The organism is Virgisporangium aurantiacum (genome assembly GCF_016863635.1).
Classification (GTDB): Bacteria; Actinomycetota; Actinomycetes; order Mycobacteriales; family Micromonosporaceae; genus Virgisporangium; species Virgisporangium aurantiacum.
Window position 1 is genome coordinate 38,342 of the sequence record NZ_BOPG01000016.1, and the last position, 20,948, is coordinate 59,289.

General features: G+C 72.6%; 14 protein-coding genes. 8 read left to right on the top strand and 6 right to left on the bottom strand.

Features of this window, described 5'->3' with window-relative positions; translation table 11 throughout:
• Positions 1 to 44: 44 nt before the first annotated feature.
• Positions 45 to 2,186 carry a DUF6351 family protein gene (locus Vau01_RS13920; protein ID WP_203991895.1) on the bottom strand — a complete coding sequence of 714 codons (2,142 nt, stop codon included), beginning with the start codon at positions 2,184 to 2,186 and terminating at the stop codon, positions 45 to 47.
• 175 nt (positions 2,187 to 2,361) lie between these two features.
• Between Vau01_RS13920 and Vau01_RS13925 the strand changes: the two genes are divergently transcribed.
• The gene (locus Vau01_RS13925) at positions 2,362 to 3,588 is read left to right on the top strand and encodes a L,D-transpeptidase (RefSeq protein WP_203991898.1); all 1,227 of its coding nucleotides are present in this window, start codon (positions 2,362 to 2,364) and stop codon (positions 3,586 to 3,588) included.
• 131 nt (positions 3,589 to 3,719) lie between these two features.
• Positions 3,720 to 4,436, top strand: coding sequence for a laminin G domain-containing protein (locus tag Vau01_RS13930; RefSeq protein ID WP_203991901.1), 717 nt, complete (start codon positions 3,720 to 3,722; stop codon positions 4,434 to 4,436).
• A gap of 74 nt (positions 4,437 to 4,510) precedes the next feature.
• On the opposite strand, the gene Vau01_RS13935 is transcribed toward Vau01_RS13930, so the two are convergent.
• The 3 genes from Vau01_RS13935 to Vau01_RS13945 are packed head-to-tail and all read right to left on the bottom strand — an operon-like array spanning position 4,511 to position 6,850.
• Positions 4,511 to 4,966, bottom strand: coding sequence for a hypothetical protein (locus Vau01_RS13935; protein ID WP_203991903.1), 456 nt, complete (start codon positions 4,964 to 4,966; stop codon positions 4,511 to 4,513).
• A gap of 5 nt (positions 4,967 to 4,971) precedes the next feature.
• On the bottom strand, positions 4,972 to 5,577 hold the full coding sequence (locus Vau01_RS13940; protein ID WP_203991906.1) for an RNA polymerase sigma factor: 606 nt from the start codon (positions 5,575 to 5,577) through the stop codon (positions 4,972 to 4,974).
• A gap of 13 nt (positions 5,578 to 5,590) precedes the next feature.
• Complete coding sequence (locus Vau01_RS13945; RefSeq protein ID WP_203991908.1) at positions 5,591 to 6,850, bottom strand: S8 family peptidase; 1,260 nt, start codon at positions 6,848 to 6,850, stop codon at positions 5,591 to 5,593.
• Between the two features lie 110 nt (positions 6,851 to 6,960).
• Between Vau01_RS13945 and Vau01_RS13950 the strand changes: the two genes are divergently transcribed.
• Both Vau01_RS13950 and Vau01_RS13955 read left to right on the top strand, forming a co-directional pair.
• Entirely contained in the window at positions 6,961 to 9,621 is a 2,661-nt protein-coding gene (locus tag Vau01_RS13950; protein ID WP_203991910.1) for a CHAT domain-containing protein, read from the top strand.
• Positions 9,622 to 9,741: 120 nt separating this feature from the next.
• Entirely contained in the window at positions 9,742 to 10,602 is an 861-nt protein-coding gene (locus tag Vau01_RS13955; RefSeq protein WP_203991912.1) for a DUF559 domain-containing protein, read from the top strand.
• A 72-nt stretch (positions 10,603 to 10,674) separates the two neighbouring features.
• Here Vau01_RS13955 and Vau01_RS13960 read toward each other — a convergent pair whose 3' ends face one another.
• Positions 10,675 to 12,423, bottom strand: coding sequence for a DEAD/DEAH box helicase (locus Vau01_RS13960; RefSeq protein ID WP_203991915.1), 1,749 nt, complete (start codon positions 12,421 to 12,423; stop codon positions 10,675 to 10,677).
• Between the two features lie 82 nt (positions 12,424 to 12,505).
• On the opposite strand from Vau01_RS13960, the gene Vau01_RS13965 reads away from it, so the two are divergent.
• From Vau01_RS13965 to Vau01_RS64610, 3 genes are all read left to right on the top strand, one after another.
• Positions 12,506 to 15,190, top strand: coding sequence for an FAD-binding and (Fe-S)-binding domain-containing protein (locus tag Vau01_RS13965; protein WP_203991917.1), 2,685 nt, complete (start codon positions 12,506 to 12,508; stop codon positions 15,188 to 15,190).
• Positions 15,191 to 15,248: 58 nt separating this feature from the next.
• Complete coding sequence (locus Vau01_RS13970; RefSeq protein ID WP_203991919.1) at positions 15,249 to 16,802, top strand: GGDEF domain-containing protein; 1,554 nt, start codon at positions 15,249 to 15,251, stop codon at positions 16,800 to 16,802.
• A gap of 66 nt (positions 16,803 to 16,868) precedes the next feature.
• Positions 16,869 to 18,422 carry a GGDEF domain-containing protein gene (locus Vau01_RS64610; protein WP_275423939.1) on the top strand — a complete coding sequence of 518 codons (1,554 nt, stop codon included), beginning with the start codon at positions 16,869 to 16,871 and terminating at the stop codon, positions 18,420 to 18,422.
• Here the strand turns inward: Vau01_RS64610 and Vau01_RS13980 are convergent.
• A complete protein-coding gene (locus tag Vau01_RS13980) occupies positions 18,410 to 19,672 on the bottom strand; it encodes a citrate/2-methylcitrate synthase (protein ID WP_203991922.1) in 1,263 nt (420 codons plus the stop codon). The genes Vau01_RS64610 and Vau01_RS13980 overlap by 13 nt on opposite strands.
• Before the next feature lie 68 nt (positions 19,673 to 19,740).
• On the opposite strand from Vau01_RS13980, the gene Vau01_RS13985 reads away from it, so the two are divergent.
• Positions 19,741 to 20,948, top strand: a 1,208-nt coding sequence (locus Vau01_RS13985; protein ID WP_203991924.1) for a LeuA family protein, incomplete at its 3' end; no start/stop codon positions are given.

A 20,948-nucleotide genomic window follows, 5' to 3' on the forward strand; every position in this document is an offset into this window, starting at 1 on the left:
GAGTTCCCGCACGATAGAGCGGCCGTGACGAGAGTGTCAACGGCTCAGTACCGGCAGACGCCGGTCGGGTGGATCTGTTCCAGCCGCGCGCGTTCGGCGGCGTCCGGGTGCCAGGAGCCGTACACGCCGCGCGCGATCGCCGCCGCCACCGGTTGCCGTTCGCAGGCGAACACGCCGCCCTCGATCGGGCCGCCGGCCACCGTGCGGGACGTGCCGTACAGCGGGAACCGCTGCGTGCAGGCGCCCGGCGGGCGGGCGTCCAGGATGCCGTTCCACACCGACGGGCCCGCCGCTATCTCCTGGCCGGCCGTGTCGAAGCAGCGGTCGACGGCCGACGCCGGCTTGTTGTCGACCACGCCGCGGCGCGGGAACGCGCGGATGTTGGCCATCCACCGGTCGATCACCGTCAACGCCAGCGGGGTCGCGTCGGAGGCGACCGCCGGCCGGGCGTCGGTGAACCAGATGACCTGGTTGCCGGCGCGGCCGTCGAAGTTCAGCATCCGCTTGCGGCTGGCGAAGGACTGGTGCGTGTTGTGCATGTTCAACTGGTCCTCCAGGTAGTGGCGCCAGTCGATGATCGGAATGTCGATGTTCCCGGTGAACACCAGCCCGGACCGCAGCGACGCGAGGATCGCCCGGCGGTCGCCCGTGGTCCGCGGCGCCGGATCACCGAGGCGCATGTTCCGGGCGCTCCACGGGTCGAACTGGGCCGGGTCGGCGCACCGGTCGGGGACGAACGGGCAGCCCTCCTGCACCATGTCGCGCGCGGCTTTCCAGCTGCCGACCCGCGCGTTCAGGTCGAGGAACTCGGCGGGCGTCAGCTGGCCGGCGCGCAGCGCCGTCAGGCCGTACTGGACGCCGACGTTGTCCCACGCCGACCGCGCGTACCCGTCGGGGCCGACGCCGTAGATGGTCTTCAGGTCGTCCCAGTGGGTCCAGTGGACGGTGGTCATCACGCCCGGCGGGTCCATGCGGGCCCACAGCGGGTCGGGCTGCTGCCAGGTGGGGTTCAGCGCCAGCGGGGTGAGCCCGCGCCAGCCCGCTACGCACTCGTCGGAGCCCGGTGCGCCGCCCCGGTACGGGTTGGGCACGGTGGCGCTGCCGTTCATGCCGATGAGCAGCGTGCGGTTCTCCCAGTTCTGCCACTTGGGGTTCGCCGCGTCGGTGACGTCCATGTAGTACTCGAGCAGTTCGCAGTCGCCGACGTGGATGGTCTGGGTGACCATGTCGGGGTACGAGTACTGCGGGATGGCGGCGTCGATCACGCGCGTCCCGTAGTTCTGCCCGTACACGTACTGCTGGATGCCGCCGCCGGAGCCGCCGACGCCCACCGTGTACAGCGGCACGCCGTGCCGCTCGATGAACAGCTCCTTCAGCATCAGCGCGGTCTCGCCGCCGAGGATCAGGTTGTAGTGGGTGTCGGTCCGGGTGCCGGTCGAGTACAGCACGGCGTATCCGCGGCTGAGGCCGTCGTGGTACAGGTGGCCGCCGGGCAGCCGGCCCTGGTCGTGTCCGATCGCGACGCCGCCGTCGAAGCGGTAGACCACCTTGCGGTTCCAGGCCGCCTCGTCGGCGAGCATGGTGATCGCGTAGACGAACCGGTTGCTGGTGCCGCGCTCCCGTCGCACGACGTAGTCGACCGTGCGGCCGTCGCTCGTCGTGGTCTGCGTGAGGTCGGCCGGTCGGGTGCCGTCGGCGGGCATCGGCTTGAAGGTGCCGTCGGTCGCGCGGTAGATCAGGTCGACGACGGGACGGGCTTCGCAATCACGGCTCCAGCCGCCGGCGACCCGGTAGCCCTGGCCGTCCTGGTTGTCGACGAGCGGCTCGCCCAGGCCGGCCTGCTCGGTGCGGCACAGGAACGGGTACTGGTGCGGTCCGGAGAAGACCGGGCCGGCCGCCGGGTGGTTGCGCAGCGTCAGGCGGGCGTGCCCGGCCCGGAGCTCGTTGGGTCCGGGGCGCAGGCCGGTGACGAGGGCGGTGCCGTCGGGCCTCAGCGTGTCGCTGATGTCGCGGCCGTTGAGCGTCAGGCGCCTGCCGTGGACGCGTACCAGCGCGTCGCCGCCGGTGACCTGGTCGGGTCGGCTCGACAGCACCTCGATGTCGTCGTTCTTCGCGCCCGCGCTCGCGGGGGCGGCGACGACGGTGGTGGACAGCAGGACGGTGACCAGCAGCGGGGCAATCTTCATTGATCATCTCCGATCCCGGCGGTGGGACGGACGATTCCACGTCGCACCCGCGCTGTAAATGGTCTGCAACCGGGGCGGGTGCCCGGGCGTGAAGGGTGCGGCGGGCACGTGGCACGAAGGCGGGATTACCCGGCTGCCTCTGCCGGGCAGGATTTCATCAACGAAGGAGGCAGTCATGGGTTTCAACGCACGCTCGGCCCGTACGGTGATCGCGGTCGCCGCACTGGTCGGTGGCCTTGGCGCGATGACGGCGTGCGGTTCGAAGCCGGCCTGGAAGAACCCCGGCGACAAGTCGGACACCCCGGCCACCAAGGAGGTCGCGACCACGGTCGCGGCTCCGGCGAACGGCGCCACCGACGTGTCGACGGCCACGGAGATCGGGCTGGCCAACGCCAAGCCCGGTAGCACGGTCACCATCACCGACGCGACCGGCGCGACCGTCGCCGGCTCCATGCGGGCCGACGGGCAGACCTGGGTCCCCGCCACGCAGCTGAAGTACGCGACCGCCTACACCGTGACGGTGAGCGGCAGCGACGACTCCGGCAAGACCACGTTCACCACGATGGCCAAGCCCGGCAAGACCATCAACGTCAGCGTCGCGATGGCCGACGGCAAGACGTACGGCGTCGCGATGCCGGTGGTCGTGCGGTTCGGCAGCGACGTGAGCAAGGACCAGCGGGCCAACATCGAGAAGCGGCTGCTGGTCACCAGCAACCCGCCCCAGCTGGGCGTGTGGTACTGGTTCAGCAACAACGAGGTGCACTACCGGCCGAAGGACTACTGGCAGAGCGGCACGACGCTCTCGGTGCGCCTGGCCACCGGCGGCCTGCAGCTCACGGGTAGCGCCTACGGCGCCAAGGACGTCACGGTCAACGCCACCATCGGCCGCAAGCTGGTGATGGAGACCGACGACGCCAGCCACCAGATGACCGTCGCGCAGGACGGCCAGGTGATCAGGACGATCCCGGTGAGCCTCGGCAAGTCGTCGACCCCGTCGTCGAGCGGCGCCATGGTGGTCATGGACAAGAACAAGTCAGAGGTGTTCAAGGGCGACGCGAGCGACCCGTACGTGGAGACCGTCTACTACGTCCAGCGCGTCACGATCGGCGGCCAGTACATCCACGCGGCCCCGTGGTCCGTGGGTGACCAGGGCAAGCGCAACGTGTCGCACGGCTGCACCAACGTCTCGCAGGACAACGCGATCTGGCTCTACAACCTGACCATTCTCGGCGACCCGTACACGGTGAAGGGAACGCCCCGCAAGCTCGCCTGGGGCGACGGCTGGACCGACTGGGACAAGCCGTGGGAGGAGTACGTGAAGGGCAGCGCGCTGCCGGCACCGGTCGAGCCCGCTCCCGCCGCGTCGAGCCCGGCCCCCTCGGCCTCCGCGTCCACCAACTGACCTACCGGACGAACGCGACTCCCGGACCGCATCCGCGGCCGGGAGTTGTGTCATTTGAAGGTTCTTACCTCTAGGCGTGAAGATTCCACGTGGTTTGGGCGGTTTGACCGAATTGGCGTTACGGTCCCCGCATGTCCTTGAGCAACAGCCGACGGCGCGCGGGGTTGGTAGCCGTCCTTGCGGTGGCGTTCGCCGCCGTCGCGGCACCGGTGGACGCGGCGAGCATCACCCCGATCGCGTCCTGGTCGATGAACGAGAGCCGGGGCGCCCGCACGATGGTCGACGGCACCGGTCACGGCCTGAACGGCTCGATCGGGCGCGAGGTCGGCACCGGCACCACGGTCGGCGGCAGCACCGGCTACCGCTTCGACCGGCTCGAACCGGACCGGCCGCCGACCCACCCGGGGCACATCGTCACGGTCCCCGACCACCGGGCCCTCGACCCGGGGGACCGGAACTTCGTCGTGGCGGTGCGGCTGCGGACGGTCTACCACTTCGGCAACATCGTCCAGAAGGGCCAGGCGACCAGCGCCGGCGGCAACTTCAAGCTGCAGATCCCGAGCGGGCGGGTCGAGTGCCTGTTCCGCGGGTCGCGGGGCAGCCGGGCGGTGTTCGCGAAGAGCCGGATCAACGACGGGCGCTGGCACAGCGTCGAGTGCGAGCGCAGCTCGGAGGGCGTCACGCTGCGGATCGACGGGCGGGTCGAGTCGCGCGCCTACGGGTGGGTCGGCACGATCGACAACTCGTACCCGCTGACGATCGGCGGCAAGATCGACTGCGACCAGCGCAGCGTCGGCTGCGACTACTACGCCGGTGACATCGACCGGATCGACCTCGGGGTCCGCTGATCAGGTAAAGAGATGGTGCGGGCGCCCCCGTGACGCCCGCACCACCTCCGGTGCCTCCCCGACGGAGCCCCTCCCTAGCGGGTGATCCAGGTGGTGAGGACGTCGATCGTCTCTCCCGCCCGGCACCGCAGCCGGAACGGCTCTTGTGGGATGACACGGATGGTGAAACACCCGAGTTCATCCGTGGTCACGGACGAGGTCACCCCGGCCGCCGTCTGCACGTCGATCTCCGCCGTGGACGGTGGCACGAGCTGACCGATCAGGCCCACGCCGGTGAGCTCCAGCTCGATGGTGACGTGCGCCGACGCGAACGTCAGGGCACGCAGGTCGGCCGTGGTCTGGGTACGCGTCAGCGCCGGCTCCCGGTCGGAGTCGTAGACCAGGGCCGCCAGTTCCGCGTCGATGGTCCGCCAGGCGAACGCCGCCTTGCCGGCGGCGATGAAGTCCGGCGGTACGTCGCCCTCCGCGTCGAGGGCCTCTTCGAGTAGTGCCAACAGATCGTTGTCGTCTTCCCAGCGGATTCCCGCCATTGATGTCACCGTCGCCTCGCTTCCCGGGTCGCGCCGGCCCCTTCGCCCTCGATCAGTACGGCGAGGGCGGGGCAGCGCCGCAGTTCCGAGAGGCAGCGTTCCCGACTCGGTCCGATCGAACCGATCTTCATCCCCAGCGTGGCGCTGATGTCGCGGTACGCCGGCCGCTGCTCCTTGAACAGTTGCGACAGCAGTTCCTGACAGCGCGGACGCAGCTCCCGGAACGCCGACCGCAACGCCGCCTGCCGCTGCACCCGTTCGAGCTCCTGCTCGATCTCGGCGAAGCCGCCCTCGGCGTACGGCTCGGGGTCGGCCCTGTGCTCGGCCTGTTCCCGGGACCTGCTGGTGCGCAAAACCCGCAGACACTCGTTGCGGGTGGTCGTCGCGATCCACCCCGGCAGTGCGGCCGGGTCACGGATGTCGGCCAGGTGCTCGACCAACTTGAGCCAGACGCTCTGGCCCACGTCGTCGATGTCGGGCCGGCCCAGATCGTGCCGGCGACCGATGGCCCAGACCAGGGGCGCGTAACGGTCGACGATCGCGTTCCACGCGAGCTGGCTCCCGTCACGCGCCTCGATCACCAGCGCGACGACCGATGGGTCGTCAGCCATGCACGCCTCCCCTTCAGTGCGCCAGCGTGATCGGGTCGCTCCCACCGGCCTGGCGCAGGGTCCGCCGGAGTTCGCGCAGTGCGGCGTGCGGGTCGCCACCGTTCTTGGCGGTCAGCCGGGCCAGCCGCCCGGTGACGGTGGCCGCGGCGAACGACGTCCCCGACCACGACGCCCATCCCTCCGGAAACTCGGTGGGAAGGGTGCCGTGCTCACGCGTCTGCACGTTGACCGTACCGGTCAGGAACGGACCCACGACGTTCTGGCCCGGCGCCATGAACGTCGTCCACCGCACGTCCGGGCTGAAGCCCGCCCGGTCACCCGCCTCGGTGTCTCCACCGACGGCCTCGACCTGCGACAACGCCGCGGGCCAGCAGGCCGCCCGCTCGTCGGTGCCCGAGTCGCCGTTGAGCTTGGGGTCGCCGTGGTTGCCGGCGGCGGCGACGATCACCATCTGCGGGGTGAGCAACTCGACCGCCCGCGCGATGATCAGCGGGGCGTCGCCGTCGGCGGTGATGCAGCCCAGCGACAGGTTGAGGATCTTCACCCCGGAGTCGCGGAACTTCATCATCGCCAGCGCCGTGTCCCACGCGGTCGCGACGGCGTGCTCGTCGTCGAGGACCGCGCCCACCACGAGGCGGGCCTCCGGCGCCTCGTCCAGGATCCGCCCGGCCACGAACGTGGCGTGCCCGGCCCAGTGCGGGTGCGGACCCGGACCGTCGAGCACCGCACCCTCGTCGGCGTGCAGCTTGCCGACCAGCAGGGGATGCGCGGTGATGCGGGTGTCGAGGAGGCCGACCAGGCAGGTCTCGCGGGCCGGTTCGCCGGGCCGGGGCGCGGGCGCCGACGCCGCCACGGGGTAGAGCACCCCGCCGCCGCTCAGGTGCGGCAGCCCGATCACACTACGGACGTGCCGGTTCTTGCCCATCTCGAACGTCCAGCCCGCGTTGTCGCGAGCGGTGCGGAACCGGATGCAGTAGAGCAGCAGGTCGAGCGGGGACGACTGGTCGGTCGGGCGGGGAAAGGCGACGCGCCACGGTTCGGTACCGGGCGAGCCGGCCAGTTCGTCGGCTTCCTGCCGCAGCCGCGCCGCGGCATCGGCCAGCCCCGTGACGCCGATGCGGCTCAGGTCGAGCACCTTGCTGCTGGCCTTCACCTCCCGGCGCAACCCCAGGTCGCGGAGCAGGGTCAGCACCACATCCTCGTACGGGCGATCGACGACGATCTCGTCGGGTACCGAGGTGGTGGGCTGGGTTTCGCCATCCGCTATTGCCATTACGCGGTCCTCTCTGCTGAAGTCCTCGCGGTAAGCTCCATCCCTACGGAGCGGGTTGGAGTGTCGTTGATACGACGTGCCTGGGCGGGATTCTTCTCCTGGTCACAGTCATGAGTTCCGACCTGGCCGAACAGGCACGCGCGGCACTCCGATCGGCGGAGTCCGATCCCCGGCAGGCCACCCGGTCGGCGTCCGGAATTCTCGATCAGGCCCGTGCCGTCGGCGATCTCGCGGTCGCATGCGTCGCCGAGCGGGCTCTAGGGCTCGCCGCGTTGCACGCGCGCGATCTCGACGTCGCGATGCGCCACCTGAGGTCGGCGATCCGGCACGGCGAGCGGGCCGCCGCTCCCGAGCTCGCGGCGCAGGCCCGCATGACGTTGGCGTTCGCGATGAGCTCGCGGGGCTGGTCAGGTAAGGCGCTCCGGGAAATCGAGCGCGCTCTCCGTGACCTGCGTGGCTCCGATCGGGCCCGGTGCGTCGCGCAACGCGGTGTGATCGCGCATCAGCTCGGCCGCCTCGACGCCGCGCTCGCCGACTACAACGCGGCGCTGCCGGCCCTGCGTCGCGCCGACGACCCGGTGTGGATCTGGCGGGTGCTGTCGAACCGGGGCGTGCTGTACGGGCACCGGCTCCAGCTCGGTAGCGCGCTGGCCGACCTGACCGAGGCCGCTCGCCTCAGCGACGAGCTGAGGCTGGGCACCTCGGCCGCGTTCACTCAGCAGAACCTGGGCTGGGTCAACACGCTGGCCGGTGACCTGCCGCAGGCGCTCCGCGATCTCGATGAGGCCGAGCAGCGGCTGCGCGGCCTCAATGCCCAGTTGGGCCAGGTGCTCCGCGACCGCACCGAGTTGCTGCTGTCGATGTACCTGGCCGCCGAGGCGCGGACGGCGGCCGAGAACGCCGCCACCGAACTGCGCCGGGAGCGTCGGCTCGGCGCCGTGCCGGAGGTGCGGCTGCTGCACAGCCGGGCGGCCCTGCTCGACGACGACCCGGCTGTCGCTCTGGCGCAGGCGAAGCAGGCGGTGCGCGAGTTCGAGCGGCAGAGCCGTCCCGAATGGGCCGCGCAGGCGCGGTTCGCGGTGCTGGCGGCCCGGATGGCCGGGCCGAACTGCAACCGCGTGACCATCGCGGAGGCCGCCCGGGTGGCCGACGCGCTCGACCGGACGCCCTGGACGGCCTCGGCGGCCGAGGCACGGGTGGCCGCCGCCCAACTCGCGCTGGAGCGGGGCCGGGGCGCCGAGGCGCGGGCGCACCTCGAGCAGGTCGATCCGGCGCGCCGGCGGGGGCCGGCCGCGCTGCGGGCCCGGGCCTGGTACGCCACGGCGCTCCTGCGGTTGTCGGGCGGCAATCCGCGCGGGGCGGTCCGGGCCGTCCGCACCGGCCTGCGGATCGTGGACGAGCACCGCGCGACGCTCGGCGCCACCGACCTGCTCGCGCACACCGCCGCCCAGCGGACCGAGCTGGCCCAGCTCGGCCTCCGGATCGCGATGACCCGCGGCAACCCGCGGGCCGTGTTCGAGTGGGCCGAGCGGGGCCGGGCCAGCCTGTTCCTGATCCGGCCGGTGCGTCCGCCGGAGGACCCGCCGCTCGCCGCGGCCCTGGCGGAGCTGCGGCTGGCGGTGAACGAGGCGGCCGAGCAGCGCGGCGCCGGCCGGAACCCGGCGCGGGCGCTGGCCCGGCAGATCGCGCTGGAGCGCCAGATCCGCGACTACTGCCGGCGGCAGCCCGGCCAGGCGGAGCTGTCCGACCCCACGCCGCTCGACGCGTTGATCGACCGGCTGGGCCGGGCGGCGCTGCTGGAGTTCGTCGAGCTCGACGGCGTGCTGTCGATGGTCGCGCTGATCGACGGGCGGGCGCGGCTGCACCGGCTGGGGCCGGCGGAGCCGGTGCACGACCTGCTCGACCGGGTCGCGTTCGGGCTGCACCGGCTGGCCCGGCAGCGGTCGGGCGCGGCGGGTCGGGCGGCCGCGGTGGCGATGCTGCGCGACGCCGCGAACCGCCTCGACCACCTGCTGCTGCAACCGGTGCGCGACGCGCTGGGCGACGCCGTCACCGGCGCACCGGTGGTGCTCGTGCCCACCGGACGGCTGCAGTCGCTGCCGTGGTCGATCCTGCCGACGTGTGCCGGCCGCCCGGTGACCGTGGCCCCGTCGGCGACCTCGTGGTTCCTGGCCCGAACCCGCTCCTACCAGGCCACCGGCTCGGTGGCGGTGGTGGCGGGCCCGCAACTGCCGGGCGCGCGCCGCGAGGCCGAGTCGGTGGCCGCGATCTACTCGACCGTCGCGCTGGTGGACGCGTCCGCGACCGCGGAGGCCACGGCGGCCGCCCTCACCAAGGCCGACCTGGCCCATCTCGCCATGCACGGCCGCCTGTCGCCGGACAACCCGCTGTTCTCGTCGTTGCAGCTGGCCGACGGTCCCCTCATGGTCTACGACCTGGAACAGCTCCCCCGCGTCCCGCCGACGGTGGTGCTGGCCGCCTGCGACAGCGGCCGGCACGTCGTCTACGCCGGCGACGAACTCCTCGGCCTGGCGGCGACGTTCCTGGCCAAGGGCGCCCAGCAACTCGTGGCGTCGGTGGTGCCGGTTCCGGACGCGGCCACGGCCCCGCTGATGGTGGAGTTCCACCGGCGGCTGGCGGCCGGCCTGGCCCCGGCGACCGCACTGGCACAGGCCCAGCAGTCGGTCGGCCTCTCCACCGACGAGGCCGGCGGCGCCGAACTGGCCGCCGCCGCCGGTTTCGTCTGCGTCGGAGCCGGCCTCCCCCGCTGAGGCCGCGCTCATAGCACACCCGGGGCGGCCGTGGGGTTTGTCCACAGGCGGCCGGGCGGGCGCGGGCGGGCGTTGTCCACAGGGGCAGCGCGGGGGACGTGTGCCGGCACAGGCTGGTCCGTGCTCACGACCGCCTCCGGCCCGTTCCTCGGATCCGCCGCGATCACCGCCGGCCTGGTGACGCCCGCCCGCCTGCGCGGACCGCATTTTCGCCGGCTGTTCCGGGGTGTGTACCTGGACCGGTCGGAAACCGTCGACCACATGACGCTGTGCCGGGCGGCGGCACTGCTGCTTCCGCCTGGCGCGGCGCTGAGTCATCGGTCGGCCGCGCACCTCTACAACGCGCAGGTGCTGGCCCGTGACCAGCCGGTGGAGGTAACGGCACCGGGCGGATTGCGCCCGCAACCCGGGCTACGGGTGGTGCGATCACCACTCGCTCCCGGCGATCGGGCCCGACGGAGCGGCCTTCCGGTCACCGCGCCGCTGCGCACGGCGTTCGATCTGGCGCGAGGGCGAGACCTGGTGGCGGCCGTGGTGGGGGTGGACGCGCTGCTCCACCAGCGGGTGGTGCGCCTGGACCGTCTGCACGCCTACGTGGCCGAGCACGCGGCGTGGAACGGGGCAAACGCCGCGGTGCGGGCGATCGGGTTGGCCCGCCCGTTCGTCGAGTCGCCCATGGAGACGCGGTTGCGGCTGATCGCCGTGCTCGGCGAGCTGCCCGAACCCGTGGTGCAGTACGACGTCTTCGACCGCGACGACAGGCTGGTGGCCCGGGTGGACCTCGCGTACCCGGAGAAGCGGGTGGCGCTGGAGTACGACGGCGACCACCACCGCGAACGCGACACGTTCCGGCGCGACGCCGTCCGCCTGAACCGCCTGCACCTCCTGGGCTGGACGGTCCTCCGCTTCACCGCCGATGACGTACTCCGCAACCCCGCCAGAACCCTCGCCGTGGTGCGGGCAGCCTTTCATGATCGTTAGCGGTGTGACGTTCTTGCTGTTTCGGGCGCTGGAAACAGCAAAACCGTCGCACCGCTAACGATCTTGGCTGGGCTAGAAGCGTTCGCGTCTTACCGTGGCGCGCTTGCCTTTGAAGGTGGCGTCGCGGAGGGCGGCGATCACGTCCTCGGCTGCGCTGTCGGGGACCTCCACCAGCGAGAAGCGGTCGGCGATCTCGATGGCACCGACGTCGCGGCCGCCCAGGCGGGACTCGCCCGTGATCGCGCCGACCAGGTCGCCCGGCCGGATGCCGGCGCGGCGGCCGAGGCCGATGAACAGGCGGGTCATGCCGGTGGTGCCGGGCCGCCCGCGGCCACCGCCGTCGCGGAAGTCACGGCCACCGCCGTCGCGGAAGTCGCGGCCGTCGCGCGGGCGGCGGGGGTCGCGGGAGTCGCGGGGGCCCTCGGCGCGGGGACCGCGCAACGGGACGTCGGGGATCTCCTCGTCGTCGTCGGTCATGCCGTTGGACTCGTGGACGAGTTTCACGGCGGCGAGCGCGACCTCCATGATGTCGAACTCGTCGGTGAGCGTCTCGACGACCGACCGGTACCGGTCGAGGCCACCGTTCTCGGCGTCCTGCAGCAGGGTCTCGCGGACGGCGGCCCGCGTCAGCTCCAGCTGACGGGCGCGCAGGTCGGCGACCGTCGGCACCTTCTCCACCGCGATCCGCTGCCGGGTGACCCGCTCGATCGTCTTGAGCATGCGGTGCTCGCGCGGCTCGGCGAGGGTGATCGCCACGCCCTCGCGGCCGGCCCGGCCGACCCGGCCGATGCGGTGCACGTACGCCTCGGGCGCCGACGGCACGTCGTAGTTGACCACGTGGGTGAGCTGCTCGATGTCGAGCCCGCGGGCGGCGACGTCGGTGGCGACGATCAGGTCGGCGGTGCCGGCCCGAAGGCGGGCCATCACCCGGTCGCGGGCCTCCTGGCCCATGCCGCCGTGCAGCGCCTCGGCCCGGTAGCCGCGCCCGTTCAGCGTCTCGGTGAGGTGGTCGACCTCGTCGCGCGTGCGGCAGAACACGATCGCCGCCGCCGGTGCCTCGATGTCGAGGATGCGGCCCAGCGCGGCCGGCTTGTGCGAGCGCGGCACCACGTACGCGCTCTGCCGCACCAGCGGCGCCTCGCCGGGTTCGGTGGCGGCCCGGCCCATCCGGATGCGCACCGGCTCGCGCAGGTGCGCGCCGGCGATCGACTCGATGCGCGGCGGCATCGTCGCCGAGAACAGCACGGTCTGCCGCTCGGCCGGCGCCTGTTCGAGGATCGCCTCGATGTCTTCGGCGAAGCCCATGTCGAGCATCTCGTCGGCCTCGTCGAGCACCACGATCTTGACGTCGGCGAGGTCGAGCGTCTGGCGGCCGATGTGGTCGAGCGCCCGGCCCGGTGTGGCGACCACCACGTCGACGCCGTACTCCAGCGCCCGCAGCTGCCGGCCGATCGGCTGGCCGCCGTAGATCGGGACCACCCGCGCGCCCAGGTCACGCCCGTACTTGTGGATGGCCTCGGAGACCTGCACGGCCAGTTCCCGGGTGGGCACCAGGACGAGCGACATGGGCTTGCGGGACTCGGTGGCGCCGCGCTCGGCGGCCAGCCGTTCGAGGATCGGCAGCGCGAACGCCGCGGTCTTGCCGGTGCCGGTGGCGGCCTGGCCGAGCAGGTCGCTGCCGGCCATCATGGGCGGGATGGCCTCACGTTGGATGGGCGTGGGCTCCTCGTACCCGAGCCCGGTGAGCGCCTTGAGCAGCTCCGGCCGGAGATTGAGGTCGGCGAAGCTGAAGGCGTCGTCGTGTTCGGGGATCGGGGACATGCGGGTTGGCTCCTCGGTTCGCGGAATGCCCTACAACCTTTCCACAACGGCTCGGCGCGCGTTTACGTGGTAGGCAGGCACGGTGATCACTGCGGATCAACTCGCCGCCGAACTGCGGCGCGCCGGCGTCGGTCAGGTCGACACGACTACCCGCCGCCGGGCCGAATACTCCACCGACGCGTCGCTGTACCGGGTGGTGCCGACCGCGGTCGTCCACCCGCGCGACGCCGACGAGGTGGCCGCCGCGATCGCGGTGTGCCGGGCCACCGGAGTGCCGTTCACCGCGCGGGGCGCCGGAACGTCGATCGCCGGCAACGCCGTCGGGCCCGGGGTGGTCGCGGACCTGCGGCGCCATCTCCACAAGATCATTGAAATCGACCCGGACGCGCGGACCGCGCGGGTGCAGCCGGGTGTGGTGCTCGACACGCTGCAGGCGGCGGCGCGACCGCACGGGCTGCGGTTCGGGCCGGACCCGTCGAGCCACAACCGGTGCACGATCGGCGGCATGGTCGGCAACAACGCCTGCGGCACCCATGCCATGGCGTGGGGCCGGACGGCCGACAACGTGCGGGAGCTCGACGCGGTCACCGGGCGGGGCGAGCGGATCAGAGCCACAAAAGGCACAGAACACCACGGACTTCCCGAGATCGTCGCCGCGAACCTGGCCACCATCCGCACCGAGCTGGGCCGGTTCAGCCGGCAGGTGTCCGGCTACGCCCTCGACCACCTGCTGCCGGAGAACGGCGCCGACCTGGCCAAAGCCCTGGTGGGCACCGAGGGCACCTGCGCGGTGGCGGTCGAGGCCACGCTGAACCTGGTGCCGCTGCCGCGGGCGACCGCGCTCGTCGTCCTGGGCTATCCCGACATGGCACAGGCGGCCGACGCCGTCCCCGGCCTGCTGGCGCTGAAACCGATCGCGATCGAGGGCCTCGACCACCGGATCGTCGACGTGGTCCGCCGGCGCAAGGGCGCGGTGCCGCCGCTGCCGCCGGGCCGCGGGTGGCTGTTCGTCGAGGTCACGGGCGACGACCCGGACCAGGCCCGCCGGGCGGCGGAGACCATCGGCGGGACCGTGATCACCGACGCCGCGCAGGCGGCCACGCTGTGGCGGATCCGGGAGGACGGCGCGGGGCTCAGCGGCACCTCGCCCGCCGGCCGCCCGGCGCACGCCGGCTGGGAGGACGCCGCCGTCCCGCCGCACCGCCTCGGCGCCTACCTGCGCGAGTTCGACGCGCTGCTCGACGAGCACGGGCTCACCGGGATGCCGTACGGCCACTTCGGCGACGGCTGCGTGCACGTGCGGATCGACTTCCCGCTCGACGCCGACACCAGGACCTTCGAAACGTTCGTCACCCGAGCCGCCCGGCTGGTGGCCGCGCACGGCGGGTCGATGTCGGGCGAGCACGGCGACGGCCGGGCCCGCGGCGCGCTGCTGCCGCTGATGTACTCCGAACGGGTGATCGCCGCGTTCGAAGCGGTCAAGGACGTCTTCGACCCGGACGACGTCCTCAACCCCGGCGTCATCGTGCGCCCGCGGCCGTTCACAAAAGATCTCCGCCGCCCAGCGGCAAGGGACGGCGATTTCAGCACCGCCGTCCACCGGTGCACCGGCGTCGGCAAGTGCACCGCCGACACCGGCGGCGTCATGTGCCCCAGCTACCTCGCCACCCGCGACGAGAAGGACTCCACCCGGGGCCGGGCGCGGGTGCTGCAGGAGATGGTCAACGGCACGCTGGTCACCGGCGGCTGGCGGGCGCCGGAGGTCGAGGAGTCGCTCGACCTGTGCCTGGCCTGCAAGGGTTGCGCGTCGGACTGCCCGACCGGCGTCGACGTGGCCACCTGGAAGGCCGAGGTGCTGCACCGGCGGTACCGGCGCCGGCTCCGTCCGCGCACCCACTACAGCCTCGGCTGGTTGCCGCGCTGGGCCCGGCTCGCGGCGATCGCGCCGGCGGCGGCGAACCGGCTGGCGGGCACCTGGATCGCGAAGCGCGTCGCGGGGATCGACCCGCGCCGGCCGCTGCCGAGGTTCACCCGCCGCGCGCGGGTCCGTCCGTCGGCGGGCACCGGTGATCCCGTGGTGCTGTGGACCGACACGTTCACCGAGTACTTCGCACCGGAGGTCGCGGCGGCGGCCGTCCGCGTGCTGGAGGCGGCCGGATTCGCCGTGCTCACGCCGTCTCAAAGGGTTTGTTGCGGATTGACCTTCACCTCCACCGGGCAGTTCGGCGCCGCGCGGCGCCGGCTGCGCCGCGGCCTCGCGGCGCTGGAGAAAGCTGTGTCACAAGCAGGGCCCGGCGGGGTTGCGGTGGTCGGTCTGGAGCCGAGCTGCGTCGCCAGTTTGAGAGATGACGCGCGCACGGTCCTCGGTCCCGACGACCCCGTGCTGGAGGTGGTGGGTCGCGTGCGGACGCTCGCGGAACTGCTCACCGCGCGCGGCTTCGAGCCCGGCCGGACCGACCGGCACCTGCTCGCCCAGCCGCACTGCCACCACCACGCCGTGCTCGGCTGGGACGCCGACCGCGCGCTACTCGAACGCACCGGCGCCACCGTCACCCGGGTGCCCGGGTGCTGCGGCCTGGCCGGCAACTTCGGGATGGACCACTACGACGTGTCGGTGGCGGTCGCGGAGACGCACCTGCTGCCGGCCGTCGCCGGTGCTCCCGACGCCGACCTGCTCGCCGACGGCTTCTCCTGCCGCACCCAGCTCGACCACCTCACCGGCCGGCGCGCCCGGCACCTCGCGGAGCTGCTCGCCGATCTCCTCTAAGGACGGGGTGCGGCGGACCGATGGTGGTAGTGCCCCTCCCCCGGACGAATTGGCACCCATGAGCACTGTCGCGACCTGGTGGTCCCGCGATCGCGGGCTGGTCGGCATCGTCGTCGCCGCCCTGGTCACGGTGCTCGTGTACGGGCCCGACCTGATCCCGATGCCGGCGCTGGGCCAGGTGGCCTGGTCGACGGTCTGCGTCGTCGAGGTCATGGTGGTCCGGCAGTGCTTCCGGATCGCCCGCCTGCCCGGGATCGGGTCGAGCGTGCGGCGGTTCCACCGGCTGGTCGGGTGGGCCTGCGTGTCGTTCACCACCAGCTGTTTCGTGCAGCTCGGGATCGCGCTGCTGTGGCCGGACGACCCGCGGGTGATCGCCGGCAGCCCGCTCCAGGTGGTGTTCCAGGCCGGCGGCGCGGCGATCCTCACCACCGCGATGGCGACGTCGCCGCTGGGTCTCGCGGGCCGGCGGGAACGGATCCGCTTCTGGTTGGACGCGGCCGTGGTGCTGGTCGGCGTCGGCCTGTTCGCCTGGCAGCTCGGCGGGTACTCCGCGGCGGACACCCGGCCGGCCGAGCTGGTGCGGGCGCTGATCGGGCCGGCGGGGTTCATGGTGATCGCGTTCGGGCTGGTCAAGCTGTCGCTCGGCGGCAACGTCCTGTTCTCCCGGACGGCCGGTGTGCTCGCGGCGGTCACCGCCGTGCTGATCAGCGTCGACGCGGTGCTGACCCAGCGGATGGTCGACGCCGGGCACCCGTCGTGGCCGAACGGCCTGGGGATGCTCGCCAACCTGCTCCTGCTGGCCGCCCTGCGGATCCAGCACCGGCAGTTGCGGATGGGCGGCCTCGGCACCCGCCGCGACAACCGGGACCCCTACAGCCGGCTGCCGTACCTGGCCGTCGGCGCCAGCTACGGCCTGCTGATCTGGGCCCTGGCCGGCGAGGGCCTGACGCTGCGCGCCTGGGTGGTGCTCGGCGGCGCCATCGTCGGGTCGGCGCTGGTGGTGGCCCGCCAGCTGGCGGCGTTCGCCGACAACGACGACCTGCTCGCCCGGCTCAACGCCAAGGTCGAGGAGCTCGCCGAGGCGCGCGACGTGCTGCAACGCGCGGTGCTGCAACGCGACGGCCTGGCCGAGCGGCTGCGGCACCTCGCCTACCACGACAGCCTCACCGGTCTCGCCAACCGCACCATGTTCCGGGAGAAGCTGCAGGCCGCGCTGACGTCCGGCGAGACGCCCACCGTGCTGATCATCGACCTCAACGACTTCAAGCCGGTGAACGACCAGCACGGCCACAACGCCGGTGACCAGGTGCTGCAGGCGGCGGCGCTGCGGCTGTCGCGGTGCGTGCGCGACAGCGGCACCGTGGCCCGCCTCGGCGGCGACGAGTTCGGCGCGGTGCTGACCGACCCGGCGGTGGACATCGCGGACCTGGTCGAGCGGATGGAGCTCATGATCGTCCAGCCGGTGCGGGTCGGTACGGGAGCCGCGCGGGCCGAGGTGCGGGTGCGGGCCAGTTTCGGCTGGGCGACGGCCGAGCCGGGCGAACGCATGAGTGACCTGCTGCACCGGGCCGACCTGGCGATGTACGCCGACAAGGCGTTCAGCAAACGGTGACCGGCTCAGGACCGGTGTCCGGGTGCCGATGGGACGCGTGAGTCCCGGCCCCGAACGAAGGTGATCATGAGCAGTGACGGTCGACCCCGCGATCGCGGCATGATCGCGGTCCTCGCGACGACGGTCGCCGTGCTGGTCGTCTTCGGGTTCGACCTGCTGCCGTACCGCGCGCTCGGTGCCGCCGGCGCCATGGTCTCCCTGGCCCTGCAGGTCTGGGCCGCCGTGCTGAGCCGGCAGATCGCGGCGCTGCCGACGACGACCCGGGCCGCCCGCCGGTTCTGGCGGGTGATGGCGGCGTCGGCCATGTGCTTCGGCGCCGGCAGCGTGGCCGCCCTGGTCGTCTCGGTGCGCGACCCCGGCAGCGTCGCGCGCTCCGAATCCCCGGCGCAGGCGGCGCTCATCGGGGTGGCCTCGCTGATCCTGATCGTGGCGATCTTCACGACGCCGTCCGGTGTCGTGTCCGGGCGGGAGCGGGTGCGGTTCTGGCTCGACGTCACCACGGTGATGGTCGGGGTCGCGGTGCTCGTGTGGCAGTTCAGCGGGCCGACCACCGACCAGCCCGAGACCGGCGACCTGGTGCGGACGCTGATCGGTCCGGCGGCGCTGGTCGTGGTGGCGTTCGGCGTGGTGCGGCTCGCGCTGGGGCATTCCGCCCCGATGACCCGGCTGGCCGGGGGCGTCGGGACGATCCCGGCCGTGCTCTACGCCATCAACGAGGCCGCCAAGCCCTGGATGGTCGACTCCGGCCACGTGTCCTGGCGGGCCGGCATCGTCGTGCTGACGAACGTGGGGTTCGCCGCCGGGCTCCGGATCCAGTGGCTGCAGTCGTCGTCGGGGTCCGCGGCGGGGCACGCCCCCGAGAAGTCGTACAACCGGATGCCGTACGTCGCCGTGCTGGCGAACTACGCGGCGGCGGTGTGGGTGCTGCACGACACCGGGCTGGGGCTGACGGCGTGGGTGGTGCTCGTCGGGGCGCTGGTGGGGTCGGCGCTGGTGGTGGCCCGCCAGCTCGCGGCGTTCGCCGACAACGACGACCTGGTGACGCGCCTCAACGCCAAGGTCGACGAGTTGGCCGAGGCGCGCGACGTGCTGCAACGCGCGGTGCAGGAGCGCGACGCGCTGGCCGAGCGCCTCCGTCACCTCGCCTACCACGACGCGCTCACCGGTCTCGCCAACCGCACCCTGTTCCTCGACCGGCTGCAGGCCGAACTGGCCGGCGGCGGCACGCCGACCGTGCTCATGCTGGACCTGGACGGGTTCAAGCCGGTCAACGACCGGTACGGCCACAACGCCGGTGACCAGTTGTTGCAGACGGTGGCCCTGCGGTTGTCGAGGTGCCTGCGCGACCACGGCACGGTGGCCCGCCTGGGCGGCGACGAGTTCGCGATCCTGCTCCCGTCCGACCAGCCGACCGACGTCCCCGGCCTGGTTCGGCGGCTGACCGGCGTGGTGGCGGAGCCGGTCGCGCTGGGCCCGACTCGCGACGCCGCGACGGCGAGCGTGCGGGTGAGCATCGGCACGGCCACCGCCCGCCCGGGCACCGACCTGACGACGCTGCTGCACGAGGCCGACCTCGAGATGTACGCCGCCAAGCGGCTGAAGGTCGATCAGCCCGTGTAGTGCGCCCGCAGGCGCAGCCGGGTGGGCCGGTCGTACTCCTCGATCGCGTGCGCCAACCAGCCGACGGTGCGGGCGATCGCGAAGATCGCCTCCCCACCGCCGGTGACCATGCCGGCCGCGCGGGAGAACGTACCGAGGGCGAGGTCGATGTTCGCCGCCGGCAGCCCCCGCCGCTCCGCCTCGGCGAGAACGGCGTCGGTGAGCGCGAGCGCCGGGGTTTCCGGCGCCGCCTCCCGCAGGGCGGTCAGCAGGGTGGTGGCCCGGCCGTCGCCGTCCTTGTAGACGGCGTGGCCGAAGCCCGGTATCCGCTCGCCCCGGCGCTGGCGCTGGCCGATCACGCGGCCCGCGTCGGCCGGGTCGCCGATCTCCGCCAGCAACGACTCGACGGCCAGCGAGGCACCGCCGTGCAGCGACCCGCCCATGGCGCCGACCCCGGCCAGCACGACCGCGTACGGGTCGGCCCGCACGGACGCCGCCACCCGGGCGGCGAGCGTCGAGGCGGCGAGTTCGTGGTCGGCGAGCAGCGCCAGGGCGGTGCCGAGCACGCCGAGCAGGGCGTCGTCGGCCGGGTGAGCGGTGATCCGCGGCCAGAGCCGGCCGGCGATCGACCCGGTTTGCGTATACGACGCTCGATCCGGTGCGCTTTCGGCGCCGGAACCCGCACCGGATCGAGCATCGTATATGGAAGACGCGGCCGGCAGGCACTCCACCAGCGCGGCGACCAGCGAGCGGCCGATCGCGGCGATCGTGTCGGTGTCGCGGTGGTGCCGCAACGGGTCCAGGACGGCGAGGATCGGCACCGCGATCTGCAGCCGCTCGATCGGCAGGACGTCGGCGGGCAGGCCGTTCTGCGCGGCCCGGGCGAGCGCGGTCGCCGCGGCCGGCGCACCCCACGCCGCGCCGCCGGCATCCCCCTCGCGGAGCGGGAGCGAGCCGGTCCACAGGAGTTCCGCCACGTCCTCGAAGGACCGCGACGTCGCGAGCTCCAGGGCGTCGTGGCCGCGGAAGAAGGGGCGGTCGGCGCCGAGCGCGGTGATCCGGGACTCGATGGTGACCTCCGACACCCCGGCCCGGCGGCGGGGGCGCCCGCGGCGGGCCAGCCGGTCGACCTCGGCCGGATCGAACCGGCTGTGGCCCTCGGGCGATCGGCGGCGCAACAGCACCCCACGCGACACGTATGCGTAGAGTGTGGCGGTTTTGACACCCAACCGCGTGGCCGCTTCCTCGGCGGTCAGCCAGTCGTCTGCCATGCGCGTCCCCTCGTACTTGATTTTCGTCAACATTGACCGTATGAACGCGCAAGTGTCAACCTGACCGCATGCCACGAATCCACTTTCTCGACGTCACCAACCGCGACGGTGTGCAGACGGCCCGGACCGGGCTGTCGAAGTTCGGCAAGACGACGGTCAACTTCTACCTGGGCCGGCTCGGCGTGATGCAGTCCGAGATCGGGTTCCCGTTCCTGTTCCACGAGGTGCCCTACGTGCGCGCGCAGGTGGCGCTCGCGAAGGCCGGCGCGTTCGGCGAGCTGCGCCTGAGCGGCTGGTGCCGGGCGGTCACCGAGGACGTCGAGAAGGCGGCGCCGCTCGGGCTCGCGCACTACAACCTCTCGATCTCGACATCGGACCAGATGCTCAAGAACAAGTTCAAGGGCAGATTGGACCGCGATGCGATCATCCGCGAGACCCAGCTGGCCGTGCGCGCGGCGAAGGCGGGCGGGGCGGAGACGGTGGGCGTCAACGCCGAGGACGGCTCGCGGACCGACGACGGGTTCCTCACCGAGTTCGCGCTCGCGGCCCGCGAGGCCGGTGCCGACCGGGTGCGGTACTGCGACACGATCGGCGGCGACACGCCCTTCCGGATCGGCGAGCGGTTCGCGAAGTTGGCCGACGCCACCGGGCTGCCGGTCGAGACGCACTGCCACAACGACCTCGGCCTGGCCGTGGCCAACTCGATCGCCGGCGCCCTCGGCGGGCTCGACGCGGGCCAGGACGTCTGGATCAACACGTGCGTGAACGGGATCGGCGAGCGGTCCGGCAACGCCGACCTGCTCTCGTGCATCCTGGCGCTGCGGCACGGGTTCGGCCTCGAAGGCCGGGCCGAGATCGGTGACGCGCTGGATCTCAGCTGGGCGCGCCGGTTCGCGCTGTGGGCGTCCTACGCGTTCGGGCAGCCGCTGCCGTTCAACCAGCCGGGCGTGGGCGTCAACGCGTTCGCGCACGAGTCGGGCATCCACGCCGACGGCGCGCTGAAGGACCACCGCAACTACGAGTTGTACGACGAGGACGCGCTCGGCCCGTTCCCCGCCGACCACCACTCGACCCGCGGACGCGTGGTGCTCACCGGCGAGTACGGCGGGCGGGCCGGTTTCCGGCACGTCATGGACCGGCTCGGGGCCGACGTCAAGGACGAGGAACTGTCGTTCCAGCTGGTGCAGCTGTGCAACGCGCAGACGGGCAGACCGCTCACCGACGACGAACTGCGCCTGATCGCCACGTACCCCGGCGAGTTGGCGCTACTGTTTCC